This is a genomic window from Halomonas organivorans, assembly GCF_014192055.1.
Classification (GTDB): Bacteria; Pseudomonadota; Gammaproteobacteria; order Pseudomonadales; family Halomonadaceae; genus Halomonas; species Halomonas organivorans.
The window spans coordinates 54,212-68,624 of sequence record NZ_JACHXM010000018.1 but is presented as its reverse complement, the minus strand read 5'-3'; the positions used below and the strand labels follow the sequence as shown (position 1 = coordinate 68,624).

At 65.2% G+C, this 14,413-nt stretch carries 14 protein-coding genes; 7 read left to right on the top strand and 7 right to left on the bottom strand.

Annotated features, from left to right (window positions below; all coding sequences use genetic code 11):
- A complete protein-coding gene (locus FHR96_RS15465) occupies positions 1-1,044 on the bottom strand; it encodes a DUF3549 family protein (protein WP_183388622.1) in 1,044 nt (347 codons plus the stop codon).
- A gap of 343 nt (positions 1,045-1,387) precedes the next feature.
- Here FHR96_RS15465 and FHR96_RS15460 point away from each other — a divergent pair, with 343 nt between their 5' ends.
- From FHR96_RS15460 to FHR96_RS15440, 5 genes are all read left to right on the top strand, one after another.
- Positions 1,388-2,128 (top strand): amino acid ABC transporter substrate-binding protein, encoded by a 741-nt coding sequence (locus FHR96_RS15460; protein ID WP_379685201.1) that lies wholly within the window; start codon positions 1,388-1,390, stop codon positions 2,126-2,128.
- Between the two features lie 18 nt (positions 2,129-2,146).
- Positions 2,147-2,821 carry an amino acid ABC transporter permease gene (locus FHR96_RS15455; protein ID WP_183388618.1) on the top strand — a complete coding sequence of 225 codons (675 nt, stop codon included), beginning with the start codon at positions 2,147-2,149 and terminating at the stop codon, positions 2,819-2,821.
- Positions 2,818-3,567 carry an amino acid ABC transporter ATP-binding protein gene (locus FHR96_RS15450; protein WP_183388616.1) on the top strand — a complete coding sequence of 250 codons (750 nt, stop codon included), beginning with the start codon at positions 2,818-2,820 and terminating at the stop codon, positions 3,565-3,567. The genes FHR96_RS15455 and FHR96_RS15450 overlap by 4 nt, the downstream gene beginning before the upstream one ends.
- 67 nt (positions 3,568-3,634) lie before the next feature.
- Entirely contained in the window at positions 3,635-3,967 is a 333-nt protein-coding gene (locus tag FHR96_RS15445) for a YqcC family protein (protein ID WP_183388615.1), read from the top strand.
- 58 nt (positions 3,968-4,025) lie between these two features.
- On the top strand, positions 4,026-4,526 hold the full coding sequence (locus tag FHR96_RS15440; protein WP_183388614.1) for a gamma-glutamylcyclotransferase family protein: 501 nt from the start codon (positions 4,026-4,028) through the stop codon (positions 4,524-4,526).
- A 70-nt stretch (positions 4,527-4,596) separates the two neighbouring features.
- On the opposite strand, the gene FHR96_RS15435 is transcribed toward FHR96_RS15440, so the two are convergent.
- The gene (locus FHR96_RS15435) at positions 4,597-5,205 is read right to left on the bottom strand and encodes an OmpW/AlkL family protein (protein ID WP_183388612.1); all 609 of its coding nucleotides are present in this window, start codon (positions 5,203-5,205) and stop codon (positions 4,597-4,599) included.
- A 274-nt stretch (positions 5,206-5,479) separates the two neighbouring features.
- Between FHR96_RS15435 and FHR96_RS15430 the strand changes: the two genes are divergently transcribed.
- Positions 5,480-5,788, top strand: a complete 309-nt coding sequence (locus tag FHR96_RS15430; protein ID WP_183388610.1) for a hypothetical protein — start codon at positions 5,480-5,482, stop codon at positions 5,786-5,788.
- Between the two features lie 116 nt (positions 5,789-5,904).
- Here the strand turns inward: FHR96_RS15430 and putP are convergent, their stop codons facing one another.
- The 5 genes from putP to FHR96_RS15405 all read right to left on the bottom strand — a co-directional run bounded on the left by putP (position 5,905) and on the right by FHR96_RS15405 (position 13,304).
- Positions 5,905-7,395, bottom strand: coding sequence for a sodium/proline symporter PutP (putP, locus tag FHR96_RS15425; RefSeq protein WP_183388609.1), 1,491 nt, complete (start codon positions 7,393-7,395; stop codon positions 5,905-5,907).
- Between the two features lie 181 nt (positions 7,396-7,576).
- Entirely contained in the window at positions 7,577-10,768 is a 3,192-nt protein-coding gene (putA, locus tag FHR96_RS15420; protein WP_183388608.1) for a bifunctional proline dehydrogenase/L-glutamate gamma-semialdehyde dehydrogenase PutA, read from the bottom strand.
- A gap of 352 nt (positions 10,769-11,120) precedes the next feature.
- Entirely contained in the window at positions 11,121-11,921 is an 801-nt protein-coding gene (locus FHR96_RS15415) for an AraC family transcriptional regulator (RefSeq protein ID WP_183388606.1), read from the bottom strand.
- A gap of 60 nt (positions 11,922-11,981) precedes the next feature.
- Positions 11,982-12,353, bottom strand: coding sequence for a hypothetical protein (locus FHR96_RS15410; RefSeq protein ID WP_183388605.1), 372 nt, complete (start codon positions 12,351-12,353; stop codon positions 11,982-11,984).
- Between the two features lie 255 nt (positions 12,354-12,608).
- The gene (locus FHR96_RS15405) at positions 12,609-13,304 is read right to left on the bottom strand and encodes a hypothetical protein (protein WP_183388604.1); all 696 of its coding nucleotides are present in this window, start codon (positions 13,302-13,304) and stop codon (positions 12,609-12,611) included.
- A gap of 288 nt (positions 13,305-13,592) precedes the next feature.
- Here FHR96_RS15405 and FHR96_RS15400 point away from each other — a divergent pair, with 288 nt between their 5' ends.
- The gene (locus FHR96_RS15400; RefSeq protein WP_183388603.1) at positions 13,593-14,354 is read left to right on the top strand and encodes a Crp/Fnr family transcriptional regulator; all 762 of its coding nucleotides are present in this window, start codon (positions 13,593-13,595) and stop codon (positions 14,352-14,354) included.
- Positions 14,355-14,413: the final 59 nt, after the last annotated feature.

The following is a 14,413-nucleotide window of genomic DNA, read 5'->3' as shown; positions in this document are numbered from 1 at the left end:
TCACTCCTCGTGGCGTCCTTGGCGGGGCAGGCCGGCCAGGCGGCGGCCGATCGCCGAGTCCGGCTCGGCCTCGCGCAGTGTCATCAGGACCGGCAGGCGCAGGCGCGGGATCAACGCCAGGTCCCGTGCCACGGCGGTGAAGTCGGTCCGCGGCAGTTCGGCAAGCCGGGTCAGGTAACGCGGCAGCCGCTCGCCGTCTTCGAGATGGCGCCAGCCGCGTCCGGCGATGGCGGCCAGCAAGTCCGGGCCGCAGGCCTTCGAATCGGCGAGCAGATCGTCATACCAGGCGCCGACCAGTTCGTCGCCGGCCCCCGAGACGGCTCGCACGCAGGCGCAGAATTCCTCGACGTCACCGGCATCGGCGGCCGCCTCGCCCCGGGCGCGCAGTGCCTCGCCCAGTGAGGTGCCCACGGACACATGCTCCAGACAGTAGCACAGTGAAGTGAGGACCTCGCCGGGCAGGGCCGGCAGCCGAGTCGCCAGCCGCTCGGCCTGGGCGGCGTCCATGCGCACCGCGAAGTCGGCCAGGCCCTGCAGGCCCAGCGCCCGCCAGTCCAGGTCCTGCTGCCCCTCCAGATAGGCCTCTGCCGGCTCCAGGTGCTGGCTGGCTGGATGGCCCAGGTCGTGGCTGGCGCGGGCGTGCAGCACGGCCTGGAAGGGCAGGGCAGGGGTGAAGGCCAGGGGGTTGTCCTTCATCAGGTTGTCGATCGTCTCGCCGTCCTCGCGCCCAAGCCCCTGGACGTTGCGCCCCAGGGTCTCGAGCAGGCGCTGCAGGAAGGCGTCACGAGGGGCCGGGTCCAGTCGTCCCTGTTCGTCCAGCGGCAGATCCAGGAACCAGATCAGCGGGTCGGCGAGTTCGCCGAGACGGAACACCATCGCCAACCGGGCCTTGCCCTGCCAGGGTTGCGGCCAGGGCTGGCCGTCGTGCTCCAGGGCCGCCAGGCTGGCGAGCGCACAGGGCTCGACGCGACGCCCCAGATGGTAGAGCGTTACCTCGGCCCCGGTGCGGGTAAAGAAGTCGTGAAGGCTGTCGATCGGCTGCATGCTGTCTCCCCGTCTCGGACCGTGCACTCTACCGCGGCGCCCCTCTCCTGTCAGCCCGCGGGATGTGATACGGAGGATGGCATTGATCAATTCCTGATCGATTGTCCGACAGGCCCTGAGGGACGGGGCTGGCGGCAGCTTTCCAGTGGTTATCCACAGGGACGTTCAGCGTTGTTGTGAATGAATCACCTGCGGACTCCGCCTATGGCAGGCATAATTGTCCACTATTGGCCATCGCCTGGAATTTTCTCTATGGTAAAAGCCGAAGTGGAATATAGGCAGTGGGTTTTTATTCCATAAAACTCTGTTAAAGCAGGAGGTCGTCATGCTTCGCTCCTTTGCCATGGCGCTGGTGTCCGCCGGTGCCATCGCTTTCGCCGGCGGTGCCGCCGCCGAGGAAGATACGCTCAAGGTCGGCATGTCCGGCGGCTACTTTCCCTTCACCTTCGTCGAGCAGGATACCCTCAAGGGCTTCGAGGTCGATGTGATGGAGGCGGTGGCCGAAGAGATGGGCACCGAGGTGGAATTCGTCACCGCCAACTTTTCTGGCCTGTTCGGCATGCTGGAGTCCGGCCGCATCGATACCATCGCCAACCAGATCACCATCACCGAGGAGCGCGAAGCGAAGTATGCCTTCACGCAGCCTTACGTCTATGACGGGGCCCAAGTGGTGGTCAAGAAGGGCAACGAAGCGATCGGCGGGGTCGAGGACCTGCGCGGCAAGACCGTGGCGGTCAACCTCGGTTCCAACTACGAGCAGCTGTTGCGCGAACTGCCCTATGCCGACGAGATCGACATTCGTACCTATGAGAGCAACATCGAGCAGGATACGGCGCTCGGTCGCGTCGATGCCTTCGTCATGGACCGCGTCAGCGCCAGCCAGGTGATCAAGGAGAAGCCGCTTCCGTTGGCACTGGCCGGGCAGCCGTTCTCCGAGATTCGCAACGCCCTGCCGTTCCGCGACACCGAGCGGGATCGTGCCCTGCGCGACCAGGTCGATGCAGCACTCTCGACGCTGCGCGAGGATGGCACCCTGGCCGAGATCTCCGAGCACTGGTTCGGCACCGACATCACCCGGCCCTGAGGAGCGCAGGCGCCCGATATGAGCGTGCTCGATTTCGACTACATGCTGGGGCTGGTGCCCATCCTGCTGAGCTACCTGCCGCTTACCCTGGGCATGGCGATGGCGGGAATGGTGCTGGCCCTGGCACTGGCCTGCGGCCTGGCGGTGATCCGGGTGCTGAGGATTCCGGGTCTGAACGGCATCACCCTGCTGTTCATTTCCTTCTTCCGCGGTACGCCGTTGCTGGTGCAGCTGTTCCTGTTCTACTACGGCCTGCCCCAGGTACTGTCCTTCCTGACCCAGATCAACGGCATCACCGCCACCATCATGGGCTTGACCCTGCACTTCTCCGCCTACATGGCGGAGTCGATCCGTGCCGCCATCGTTGGCGTCGACCGCAGCCAGACCGAGGCGGCACTGTCGATCGGCATGACCAACGCCCAGCTGATGCGGCGCATCGTGCTGCCACAGGCCACCCGAGTGGCGGTGCCGACGCTGATGAACTACTTCATCGACATGATCAAGGCCACTTCCCTGGCGTTCACCCTCGGGGTCACCGAGCTGATGGGAGCGACCCAGAAGGAGGCCGCCGGCAGTTTCCTCTACTTCGAGGCCTTCATTACCGTGGCGGTGATCTACTGGGGGATCGTCGAGCTGCTGGCCTGGTGCCAGCGGCGCCTGGAGTGGCGGCTCAACGAGGCGTATCGCAGATGATCAAGGTAGCCAATCTCGTCAAGCGCTTCGGCGATGCCACCGTGCTCGACGGCATCGATCTCGAGATCGACCGGGGCGAGATCATCGTGGTGATCGGTCCCTCCGGCACCGGCAAGTCGACCCTGCTGCGCTGCCTCAACTTCCTGGAGCGGCCCGACGCCGGCCGGCTGACGCTCGGTGACCTGGACGTCGACGTCACCCGGGCCAGTCGCGCCGATATCCTGGCTGCGCGGCGTCGCACGGCCTTCGTGTTCCAGAACTATGCGCTGTTCGCCAACAAGACGGCGCTCGAGAACATCGCCGAGGGGTTGATCGTGGTCAATCGCTGGCCCAAGGCCCGCGCCCATGCTCGCGCCCGGGAGATCCTCGAGCGCATCGGCCTGGCCGACAAGGCCGATGCCTATCCGGCCTCGCTGTCCGGTGGGCAGCAGCAGCGGGTCGGTATCGGCCGGGCCATGGCCGCCCAGGCCGAGGTGATCCTGTTCGACGAGCCCACTTCGTCGCTGGATCCGGAGTGGGTCGAGGAAGTGCTGGCGCTGATGAAGCAGCTCGCCGCCGAGCGGCAGACCATGCTGGTGGTCACCCACGAGATGGGCTTTGCCCGGGACGTGGCCGATCGCGTGATCTTCATGGAGGGCGGGCGTATCGTCGAGCAGGGGCCACCCTCGAGATTGTTCAATGCCCCCGAGGATCCGCGCACCCGAGATTTCCTGCGCAAGGTGCTGGCGGCTGCGCCGTCTTCCTGACCGGGGGTGGCCCGGGCGAGGGCCGCGCGGGATAATGGGGACACAGCCACAGCCAAGGGATGTTTCCATGACCGTTCACGACGAACTCGAGCAGGCACTGCGCGAACTCGAGTCCACCATGAAGGCGGCCGACATGTGGCGCATGGAGCGGCCCGCGCCGGAGGCCTTCGATAGCGCCCAGCCGTTCTGCATCGACACCATGGCGTTGCCCCAGTGGCTTCGCTTCGTGTTCATTGCCCGGCTCGAGACGCTGGTGGAGGCCCGTGCGCCGATGCCGGCCAGCTGTGACGTGGCGCCCGCGGTGGATGCCTACCTGATCCAGGAAGGCGCCAAGACCAGCGAGCGAGTGCTGATGTGCAAGGCGGTGGAGCGGATCGATCAGCTGGTCACCGAGAACTGAGACCGGACCGTCAAACGACGGCGTCCGTCGCGTCGGCCATTCTTCATCCGAGGTGGGTATGCCTTACTATTTCGCCTACGGCAGCAACATGAATCCGGCCCGCGTCGAGGCGCGAATCGGGACGACCCGGCGTGTCCTGCCCGGGGTGTTGCACGATCATGCGCTGCGCTTCGACAAGGCCTCTCGCATCGCCGGCATCAGCCATGCCAACGTGGTGGCCGCACCCGGTCAGCGCGTCGAGGGCGCGCTGTTCGAGCTCATCGCCCCCGAGCAGATCGAATGCATGGACCCCTTCGAGGGCTATCCCCACGACTACGATCGCCATCGCCTGCCCATCCACACCGGCCAGGAGGCCATCGAGGCCTGGGTCTACATCGCCGCCCCGGGAGCCACCGGTGAGGCGCTCAAGCCGGCTCGAGAGTATCTCGAGCACCTGCTGGCCGGCGAGGCCTTCCTGAGCCCCGAGTACCATGCCCGCCTGGCCAGGACGGATGCCGTTCACGGTCTCGACGATGCCACCCTGAAAGCCCTGGGGCTGTCGCGCCACTCGCCGCGCTAGCCTCGTGACGAGGCCACGACGCAAGAGGCCCGCCATATGGCGGGCCTCTTGCGTGTCGGGGCGGCAGGAATCAGAAGCGGTAGGTCAGGCCGCCACCCACGGTGACCGGGTCGATCTCGGCGTTGCCCACATCGTTGCCGTTCAGCTTGACGTCGGCGTCCACGTTGGCGTAGTTGGCGAAGGCCCCGATCAGCAGGTGATCGGTCAGGGCCATATCCACGCCGACCTGTGCGGCTGCGCCGTAGCTGTCATCGACATCGAGGCCAGAGAGCGTCTCGTCGTTGAACGAGGTGTAGTTGAGCCCCGCGCCGGCATAGGGCTGAACGCGTGAGCCGGTACCGCCCAGCGGGTAGTAGTTGAGCATCAGGTTGACCGGACGACGGTCGATCGAGCCGATGTCCGCACCGTTCAGGGCCAGGTCGTGCTCGACGTCCTGTGAACCGTTGAGTTCTACGCCCAGCTTGTCGTGGAACTGGTAGCCGAGACCGTAGGTGAATCCGCGCTCGTCGGAAACGTCCAGGTCACCCCCGGCCACGCGACCATTGTCGTCCTTGACCTCTGACTTGGCGATGCCGCCTCGCACGTAGAAGTCGCCGGCCTGGTAGGCCAGGGCCGATTGGGTGGCGACGAGGCCGGCCGCGGTGAAGACGGTGGCGGTGAGTAGACGGGTCATGTTCATGGGAAGTCTCCCTCTGTCGTCCAGGATGCCGGCGTCGAGTCGTTCGACGCCTTCGCATGTGGTGATAGTGAGTATAAAAACACTGTTTCTAAATGTCTTGTAAAATTTTGCTATGGCCGTGATAGCGATAGATGCGCTTTGTGAATCGAAGTCCCTGCTCACATGACTTTCATTAAGAAAGATGCTGTACAGGTTTTCACATTTCCTGCACATGGCTCGCCGAGGCGAGGATTTTCGGCTTCACTGGAGGGAAAGACAGCCTGTGGGGGCGACCATGATGATCGGGACTTTCCTGGCGAGGACGCGTTCCGGCCAGGGCGATCGGCCGCTGGCGGCATTGCTGCTGGCAGCAGGGATGGCGGCCTGGCTGCTGTGGCATCCGGGGCTCGTGCAGGAGGTGTCCTGGCCGTGGCGGTGGCCGATGGTCGTGCTGGGGGGCTGGGCGCTGGGCTGCGCCTTCTTGAGGCCCCTGGCCCTGGAAGCCGGCGAGCGTGGCCTCTGGCGGCTAACCGGAACGGCCTGGAGCCGGGCCTCGTTGCCGCTCTTCGCGCTGTTGCTGGTGGGGCGTAGTTGGCTGGGATGATCTCGTAGGCAAGGGCTTCCGGGGCATATCGACGGCCGCCACTCCTTGCCAGGGGCAAAACGTCGAAAGGGCTCCCGCAGGAGCCCTTTCACGTGCTTGAGTGCGCTTCGCGTGTTTCAGCGCTCGATGGCCCGATATTCGCCGGCATCGGCCGTTACGCTGCTCACCACCATAATGGCAATGAAGGACGCGATGAAGCCGGGAATGATCTCGTACACGCCGGGGCCGCCCAGGAACGAGCCGTTCCAGCCCAGCGAGATCCATACCATCACGGTGACGGCACCCACGATCATGCCGGCAATGGCGCCGGCGCCGTTGGTGCGCGACCACATCAGCGACAGGATGATCAGCGGACCGAAGGCGGCACCGAAGCCTGCCCAGGCGTTGCTGACCAGTCCCAGGACCTGAGAGTTCGGATCAGACGCGATGAAGGCCGCGACCAGGCCCACCAGCACGACGCTCAGCCGGCCTACGGCGACGGTCTCCTTGTCCGTTGCCTCCTTGCGCAGGAACAGGCGATAGAAGTCCTCGGTCAGCGATGACGACGACACCAGCAGCTGGCTGGAAATGGTGCTCATGATCGCTGCCAGCAGTGCCGCGTAGAGGAAACCGGTGATCAGCGGATGGAACAGCAGGTCTGCCAGGATGATGAAGATCGTTTCCGGATCCTCGACATCCATGCCGTTGCGGATCGCATAGGCCCGGCCGAAGATCCCCAGCGAGATGGCGCCGATCAGGGAGATCAGCATCCAGCTCATGCCGATATTGCGGGCAATGGGCACGTCCTTGAGCGTGCGGATGGCCATGAAGCGCACGATGATGTGCGGCTGGCCGAAGTAGCCCAGCCCCCAGGTCACCGCCGACAGCCAGCCGATGAAGGTCAGCCCCTCCGTCCACGACAGCAGCGTGGGATCGACCTCGTTCAGGGTCTGAGACGCCTGGGAGAAACCGCCGCCGCCTTCGCCGAAGAGCACCACCGCCGGCATGATCACCAGCGCCAGCATCATGATGCAGCCTTGCACGAAGTCCGTCATGCTCACGGCGAGGAAACCGCCGACCACCGTGTAGGCCAGTACCACGGCCAGCGTGATGATGACGCCCGTCGCGTAGTCGCTGAGGCCGCCGATGTTGATCACGCCGGCAAAGGCGCTTTCGAACAGCTTGCCGCCCGCCACCAGGCCCGAGGCCGTGTACACGGCGAAGAAGACCACGATGACGATCGCGGATACCGTTCTCAGCGACATGGCCCGAGTCGGGAACCGGTTGGCCAGGAATTCCGGAATGGTGATCGCATTGCCGTAGTGAACCGTCTGTTCACGCAGGCGCGGGGCGACCAGCGTCCAGTTGAAGAACGCCCCCACGAGCAGGCCGATACCGATCCAGGCCGAGCCGAGGCCGGAGACGAACATTGCCCCGGGCAAGCCCAGCAGCAACCAGCCGCTCATGTCCGACGCGCCGGCCGAAAGGGCCGCCACTTTCGGACTGAGAGATCGGCCACCCAGCATGTAAGCTTCTGACGTGGACGTGGATTTGCGCATGGCATAAAAGCCGATGGCGATCATGAGCGCAAAGTAAGCGAAAAGGCTGATCCAGACACCAATAGCCATGAGAACGTCTCCTTTTTATTCGGCCGGCCGCATAGCCGGCGGGTTGTTGGTACGCATGCCGTCCATAGCGCCTGTGGCTGGCATCGCGATCCGGGAGCGTGTGCACGTCAAGCCCATATTGGCGTGGTTTTCGACCATGGGGAGCTTCCTTCAGTTTGTTGTCGTTGATGACGAGTGTGGATCACTCGTCTCCCAGCGCAAGCAGTGACGCGTTACCGCCAAGCGCGGCGGTATTGACCGTCACTGTCTTTTCCGTGGCAAACCGCAGCAGGTAGTGAGGACCGCCTGCCTTGGGGCCTGTACCGGAGAGGCCCTGCCCGCCGAACGGCTGAACCCCCACGACGGCTCCGATGATATTGCGATTGATATAGACGTTACCAACACGCATTTTCTTCGCTATTTCATCGGCAAATGACTCGTTGCGGCTGTGAACGCCGAAGGTCAGGCCATAGCCGCGACCGTTGATCGACTCGATCACCCGGTCGAGATCCCGCGCCTGGTAGCGCACGATGTGCAGTACCGGGCCGAACTGCTCGCGTTCCAGGGCCTCGATGCCATCGATCTGGAAGGCGGTGGGTGCGATGAAGGTGCCCTCGGCGGTGTGCGCCGGGTCGAGCGTCGTCTCGGCCAGCAGCCGTCCTTCGCCCTTGAGCCGCTCGATGTGCGCCTGCAGGCCGCGCCGCGCGTCTTCGTCGATCACCGGACCCACGTCGGTGCCCAGGTCGCGGGGATCGCCGACGTGCAGCTCGGCCATGGCGCCCTCGAGGATCTCGATGACCCGATCGGCCACGTCGTCCTGGAGATAGAGCACGCGCAGCGCCGAGCAGCGCTGGCCGGCGCTCTGGAAGGCCGAGTGGATGACGTCGGCCACCACCTGCTCGGGCAGGGCGGTGGAGTCGACGATCATGGCGTTCATGCCGCCGGTCTCGGCCACCAGGGTCGGCAGCGCGGCGTTCTCGCGGCTGGCCAGGGCGCGGTTGATGACCTGGGCGGTGTCGGTGCCGCCGGTGAACACCACGCCGGTGACGCGCGGATCGCTGGTCAGCACGCTGCCTACGGTGGGACCGTCGCCGGGCAGCAGCTGGACAACGTCGCGTGGCATGCCCGCCTCGTGCAGCAGCTCGACCACTCGATGGGCGACGATCGAGGTCTGTTCGGCGGGCTTGGCCAGCACGGTGTTGCCGGCCACCGCGGTCGCCACCACCTGGCCGCAAAAGATCGCCACCGGGAAGTTCCAGGGGCTGATGGCGGCAAATACGCCCTTGCCGCCCATCATCAGGTCGTTGGTCTCGCCGGTGGGACCCGGCAGGCGGGTCGGCTCGGCGAACAGTTCTTCGGCGCGGCTGGCATAGTAGCGGCAGAAATCCACCGCCTCGCGAATCTCGTCGACGCCGTCGGTGAGCAGCTTGCCGCCTTCCCGGGAGCACAGCGCCATCAGCTCGGCCAGGTGCGTCTCCATCAGGTCGGCGAAGCGGCGCAGGATGGCGGCACGCTCGGACACCGGCGTCGCCTCCCAGCGAGGGAAGGCCGCCCAGGCGGCGTCCAGCGCCTTCTGCGCCTGTTCCTTGCTGGTCCACAGCACGCTGCCGACGACCTGACGGCGGTCATAGGGGCTGGTGACCTCGTGCATCAGGGCCGGGTCGGTGGCCACATCGAAGGCCAGCAGCGGACGCGCATCGTAGCGAGTGTCCATGTGCTTGGCCATGGCATCCATCAGCGGCTGGTACTGGCTGCGGATGTTCAGGTTCACGCCCCTGGAGTTGCGACGGTTAGGCCCGTAGATGTCCTGGGGCAGGGGGATGCGCTGGTTGGCCAGGGTGTCGTACTGGCGCAGGGTTTCCGCAGGATGGACGCACAGTGACTCCACCGGGACCTTGGGGTCGACCAACTGGTGGACGAACGACGAGTTGGCGCCATTCTCGAGCAGTCGGCGCACCAGGTAGGGCAGCAGGTCCTTGTGGGCGCCCGTGGGGGCATAGATACGGCAGTAGGTGCCCTGCGGGGCGCGCTTGAGCGCCGCATCATAGAGCGCCTCGCCCATGCCGTGCAGGCGCTGGAACTCGAAGGCCCGGTCGGCCTCGTTGGCCTGCTCCAGGATGCTGGTGATGGTGTGGGCGTTGTGGGTCGCGAACTGCGGGAAGATCCGGCCGCGGGTGGCGTCGGACAGCAGGAAGCGAGCGCACATCAGGTAGGCTACGTCGGTGGACGCCTTGCGGGTGTAGACCGGGTAGCCATCCACGCCCAACTGCTGGGATTCCTTGATCTCGGTATCCCAATAGGCGCCCTTGACCAGTCGCAGCGGAATCTCGTCGCCCTGGTATTCGGCCAGACGATTGAGGTAGTGCAGCACCGGCAGGGCGCGCTTGGAGTAGGCCTGGACGACCAGCCCGAACTGTCCCCAGCCGCGGCAGGTGTCGCTCTCGTAGACGGCGCGGAATACCTCCAGCGACAGCTCCAGGCGGTCGACTTCCTCGGCATCGATGGTCACCGCGACGCTTCGCTCGCGGGCCATGGCGGCCAGTTCGCGCACGCTGGCGACCAGTTCGCGCAGTACCTGCTCGCGGCGTCCGAACTCGTAGCGCGGGTGCAGCGCCGAGAGCTTGATGGAGATCGAGGGGGTGGGGGTGCGGCTGGACAGCGAGCGGCTGGTCTTGCCGACCCGCTCGATGGCCTGGGCGTAGTCCTCGAAGTAGCGGCGTGCATCGCGGCGCGTGCGAGCGGCTTCGCCGAGCATGTCGTAGGAGTAGGTGTAGCCCTTCTCGAACAGCGGCTTGGAGCGCTTGAGGGCCTCGTCGATGTCGCGGCCGAGCACGAACTGCTTGCCCATGACCTTCATGGCCTCGACCATGGCGCGGCGGATCACCGGCTCGCCCATGCGGTTGACCATCTTGTTGATGAAGCCGGACGGCCGGCCTTCCTGAGGCTTGTCCAGGGTCACCACGCGGCCGGTCATCAGCAGGCCCCAGGTGGAGGCGTTGACCATCCAGGATTCGCTCTTGCCGAGGTGCGACTTCCAGTCGGCCGGGCCGAGCTTGTCCTCGATCAGGGCATCGGCGGTCGCCTTGTCGGGAATGCGCAGCATGGCCTCGGCCAGGCACATCAGCATCAGGCCTTCATGGGTGTCCAGGCTGTACTGCTGGAGCAGTTCGTCGATGGTGTCTACCGCGGTATCCATCTCGCGGATCTCGCGTACCAGCTCGGCGGTCTTGTCGGCGGTGCGGGCGAAGTCCTGACGGTTCGCGCCGAGTGCGGCGATGAGTTCTGCGACGTAGGCGTTCTCGTCGACCGAATAGTGTTCGCTGATGCGCGTGAAGAGCGTGTCGAGATCCTGACGCCAGGTGGCGTCCTCCAGCATGTTGTTGGCGTTGAGCATGTATTTCCCCGAAAGCAACCCGTCGTACAGGGTAGAGTTCCCGCCGCCGAGTCAGGGGACGTCGGCGAATGCACGGTATCCTGAAAGGGTAGGGCGCCCGTTGAGGCTCTGCTTGTCGATTCCGTTGGGGGATTTGACGAATTCGCGGATATTGGGTCGAGAAACGGAACTTTCTACGACTTAGGTCTATGGCCTATAAGCGTGGCACCCCGTTCAAGACAACATCTGGCCTTGCGGAAAATGTCATGCGATTCGAGGGGCGAAATGGCCAGTGTTTCGCTTCATTGCAACGATGAGGGCGTCGCGACATTCGCTTCCTTTGGCCCCGGAAGCGGTCGGAGTCGACAGGCTTCTATGATGTTGGCAGGCCGCTGCCGAGGCGTCGCGATGCCGTCTGGCGAAGCTGGCTGGGGGGATGACCGTAATCGCGACGAAAGGCGCGTGACAGGGCGCTCTGGTTGGTGAATCCGGTGAGCGCGGCGATCTCGGAGAGCGGCAGATGACTTTCGCGGATCAGTCGATTGGCCGCCTGGAGGCGCCGGCGCATCACGTAGCGCCACGGCGAGAGGCCGGTCTGGGCGCGGAAGCGCACGGTGAAGTGTGCCTCGCTGAGACAGGCCTCGGCCGCCAGGTCGGCGACCCGCAAGCTCCCGGCCAGGTGGCGGTCGATGAAGCGATCCAGGGCCGTCAGGTCGAGTGGGCGCCCGGTGGACGAGGCGTCGCTGGCCAGGCGAGCGTGCAGCGAGCCCAGCAGCGTGGTGGCCAGGCGCTCCTGATGCAGGGTGGTCAACGCGCCCTGGCCGGCCAGTTGATGAAGCTCGTGAAGCACGAAGTCGAGGAACCGCGCCAGTGGATCGTCCAGGTCGAAGAAGCGAGGAGCATCGAACAGGCGGGCCAGCTCATGATGATGGCCGGTCAGCGACAGGGCGTCCTGGGGCAGGTCGAGGATCAGCTGGCGGTTGTCACCGGTCCCGGCATAGTAGTGCAGATGGTTGGCCGGCACGATGCATCCCGAGAGCGCCGAAATGGAGCCGCCGAGCCCTTCGATCTCGAACTCTGCCTGGCCATCGAGCCCGATCACGATCTGGTGAAAATCGTGAGCGTGGTGATGGATGGCGGTGTCGAGCGGGGTCTGGCGGATGGCGCTGGTCATCGTTGGCCTCCGGCGTGGCTTCACGGCGTGTCGCCAGTGTACCGGATCCCGCGCCGTGACTCATTCCTGGCGGCGGTCGTGGCGTAATGCGGTGCGGGCGGCGAGGTGATCGCGCAGGGCGGCCAGCTCGGCCTGGCCTTCGCTGTCCAGCAGGGGCTTGCCTCGCGCTACCCGGCCGTGGCGGCCGTGGTCGTCCATCAATCGATGGGCGCGGCGACGCACCCCTTCCAGATATTCGTCGTGTCGAATCGGGTAGCCGATAACGGCGTTCCACTCATTCTCGTTGACGCGGCTCTCCAGCGCCTGATCGAACAGCGCCAGGAGGTGCTCCGGTTCGGTGCGGTAGCGCGGGGTCCTGGCGGTCATCAGGATGGCGACCATGCCACCGATGATCAGCAGGCAAACGAGAAAAACGGTCAGGAACAAGGCCATGGCGCGCAGAATGACGGCTGGGCTCGCCGCAGCGAGGCACGAGTGGAGCGGGGAGGGGCGCTTCTCCCGGCGTGATCGATCCCGGCGCAGGAAAGTGGCAGAGCCGTCGTCACGGCGGCCGCCGTTCCTTCGCGGGGTCGTCGAGATTGTACGGCCTTCGGCCCGAGTGGGCCAGGCCGGAGGCATTCCGGCATCCCGGTGCTGCCCATGACGGGAAGCGGGGCGTCACGGCGAGCGATACGGCCAGCCGGCGCGTCAGTCGGCGGACATTCCCCTCAGGTGCCTGGCACCTGCCAGCCAGCCTCTCGGCCAGGAATGCGAGGCGAGCGGGGTGTCGGGTGCGATCTCCACATCGTGTGCGGCAATCAGCTCCTGCAGGATGTGACATTCCGCCCGTTTCTGTATCGCCATGCCTTGCAGCAGTGATTGCAGGGCAGGGGAGAGGTTGCTCTCCTGACAATGCATGAAGACGCGCGCCGCATGCTCGGCGCGGATCATGGCGCGTTTCAGGGTGCGAAGCGCCTGCCAGCGATCCGCGATCAGCCCGTCGTCCGCTATCGCCGTGGTGTCGGCAGCAGGCGGGTCAGGCATCGGTGACGGGGCGATCTCTCGTGCCGTTTGCTGCAATTCGGCCAGTCGCGCTTCGCACTCGATGCCGAGAGTCGCCATCAGGGAGCTGATTCCCCGGCCGAACGTCAGGAAGCGAAAGGCCAGCTTGCGGTAGCGTTGCAACTCCTGGCGCTCGTGATCGATGGCCAGGGCCAGCAGCTCCTGGGGTAGCAAAGCCGTGGGAGCGGGATGGGACATTGCAGCGGCCTCCATGAATGCGGCACGGTGACATGAGAGGCAAAGGTAGGAAAGGGCATGACGAGCGACCATGACGCCGGTCAAGTTTGTCTGCCTGCCTGCGCCCCGTCGGGCGATTTCATGCTTGGCGGTGAGGTTTCTCATGCGCTGGGCATCGCTGCGACAGGGAGGCGTGCTCGACGTCGGCTGATTCCCCGCCTGCCTGCGTGCGGGGCGCAGACGAGGCGTCATGGACGGCCGGGAAAAGAGCGTCGACAGGGGGCGGTGAGGCGCAGCGCTGTTCACGCCGTGGCAGGTAGCAAATCTTTGCCCTTGTCGGCATGCCCGGCCGAGGGTCTAACCTGAATCATGAGGCAAGCAGCCTTCCATGGTCCGGCTGGAAAAGCCGTTCCGCTCACTCGAAATGACGGGAGAAACGATCGAGGTGGCGACATGGGAACCGTCAACGGCCTCGGGGCTTCGATGGGTCGCTATATCGAGCTGGAATCGAGCGAGAGGCGGCTATTGGAAGGCCTCGAACGTCACCCGTACCGGGCGGTCAGGGGCGAGCGTTTATGGACGTCTGGCGATCCGGTGCAGGACCTGTTCATTCTCCAGGATGGCTGGGCGTGTACCTTTCGCGACACTCGCGACGGCGAGCGGCAGATCATCGAGCTGCTGCTGCCTGGCGATATCCTCGGGCTGCGAGAATTCACCCTGCCTCGCCACGTCAGCGAAGCCAGACTGATCACGTCCGGTATCGTCTGTGGTTTTCCCCATCATGAGATCGTCGATCTCGTGATGGCGTCTCCCCCCCTGGCGATCGCGCTGTTCGCCGCCATTTCGCGTCAGGAAGCACTGCTCACCGAGCGCATGATGGTGACGCTTCACCGCTCGGCCCGGATCCAGGTCTGTCACTTCGTGCTCGAGACCTTCCTGCGGCTGCGCAAGGTCCGCGGGGTGGCCCCGGAGAGCATGCCGTTCCCCATCTCACAGCAGCTGTTGGGCCAGATACTGGGCCAGTCATCGGTGCACATCAATCGTATCCTGATGGCGCTGGAGCGGGATGGCGTCATGAAGAAGCATCGCGACTACGTCGCCATTCCCGATACGCAGCGTCTTTACGACGAGGCGGAGTTTGAAGACGGCTATCTCAGCGACCGCATGGACGGTCTCCTGGAGCGGCTGGAAGCGCTGCGGGGGGACTCCCGCTAGGCCCTCGAGGCTGGCTCTGCCGCAGACAATGGTCGGGCCCATGGGTGTTGAATCGCCTC

What these genes read in the sequence shown, in the direction of transcription:
- FHR96_RS15465 (WP_183388622.1), bottom strand. Translation starts at nt 1,044, where the DNA reads ATGCAGCCGATCGACAGCCTTCACGACTTCTTTACCCGCACCGGGGCC.
- FHR96_RS15460 (WP_379685201.1), top strand. Translation starts at nt 1,388, where the DNA reads ATGGCGCTGGTGTCCGCCGGTGCCATCGCTTTCGCCGGCGGTGCCGCC.
- FHR96_RS15455 (WP_183388618.1), top strand. Translation starts at nt 2,147, where the DNA reads ATGAGCGTGCTCGATTTCGACTACATGCTGGGGCTGGTGCCCATCCTG.
- FHR96_RS15450 (WP_183388616.1), top strand. Translation starts at nt 2,818, where the DNA reads ATGATCAAGGTAGCCAATCTCGTCAAGCGCTTCGGCGATGCCACCGTG.
- FHR96_RS15445 (WP_183388615.1), top strand. Translation starts at nt 3,635, where the DNA reads ATGACCGTTCACGACGAACTCGAGCAGGCACTGCGCGAACTCGAGTCC.
- FHR96_RS15440 (WP_183388614.1), top strand. Translation starts at nt 4,026, where the DNA reads ATGCCTTACTATTTCGCCTACGGCAGCAACATGAATCCGGCCCGCGTC.
- FHR96_RS15435 (WP_183388612.1), bottom strand. Translation starts at nt 5,205, where the DNA reads ATGAACATGACCCGTCTACTCACCGCCACCGTCTTCACCGCGGCCGGC.
- FHR96_RS15430 (WP_183388610.1), top strand. Translation starts at nt 5,480, where the DNA reads ATGATGATCGGGACTTTCCTGGCGAGGACGCGTTCCGGCCAGGGCGAT.
- putP (WP_183388609.1), bottom strand. Translation starts at nt 7,395, where the DNA reads ATGGCTATTGGTGTCTGGATCAGCCTTTTCGCTTACTTTGCGCTCATG.
- putA (WP_183388608.1), bottom strand. Translation starts at nt 10,768, where the DNA reads ATGCTCAACGCCAACAACATGCTGGAGGACGCCACCTGGCGTCAGGAT.
- FHR96_RS15415 (WP_183388606.1), bottom strand. Translation starts at nt 11,921, where the DNA reads ATGACCAGCGCCATCCGCCAGACCCCGCTCGACACCGCCATCCATCAC.
- FHR96_RS15410 (WP_183388605.1), bottom strand. Translation starts at nt 12,353, where the DNA reads ATGGCCTTGTTCCTGACCGTTTTTCTCGTTTGCCTGCTGATCATCGGT.
- FHR96_RS15405 (WP_183388604.1), bottom strand. Translation starts at nt 13,304, where the DNA reads ATGAGAAACCTCACCGCCAAGCATGAAATCGCCCGACGGGGCGCAGGC.
- FHR96_RS15400 (WP_183388603.1), top strand. Translation starts at nt 13,593, where the DNA reads ATGGGAACCGTCAACGGCCTCGGGGCTTCGATGGGTCGCTATATCGAG.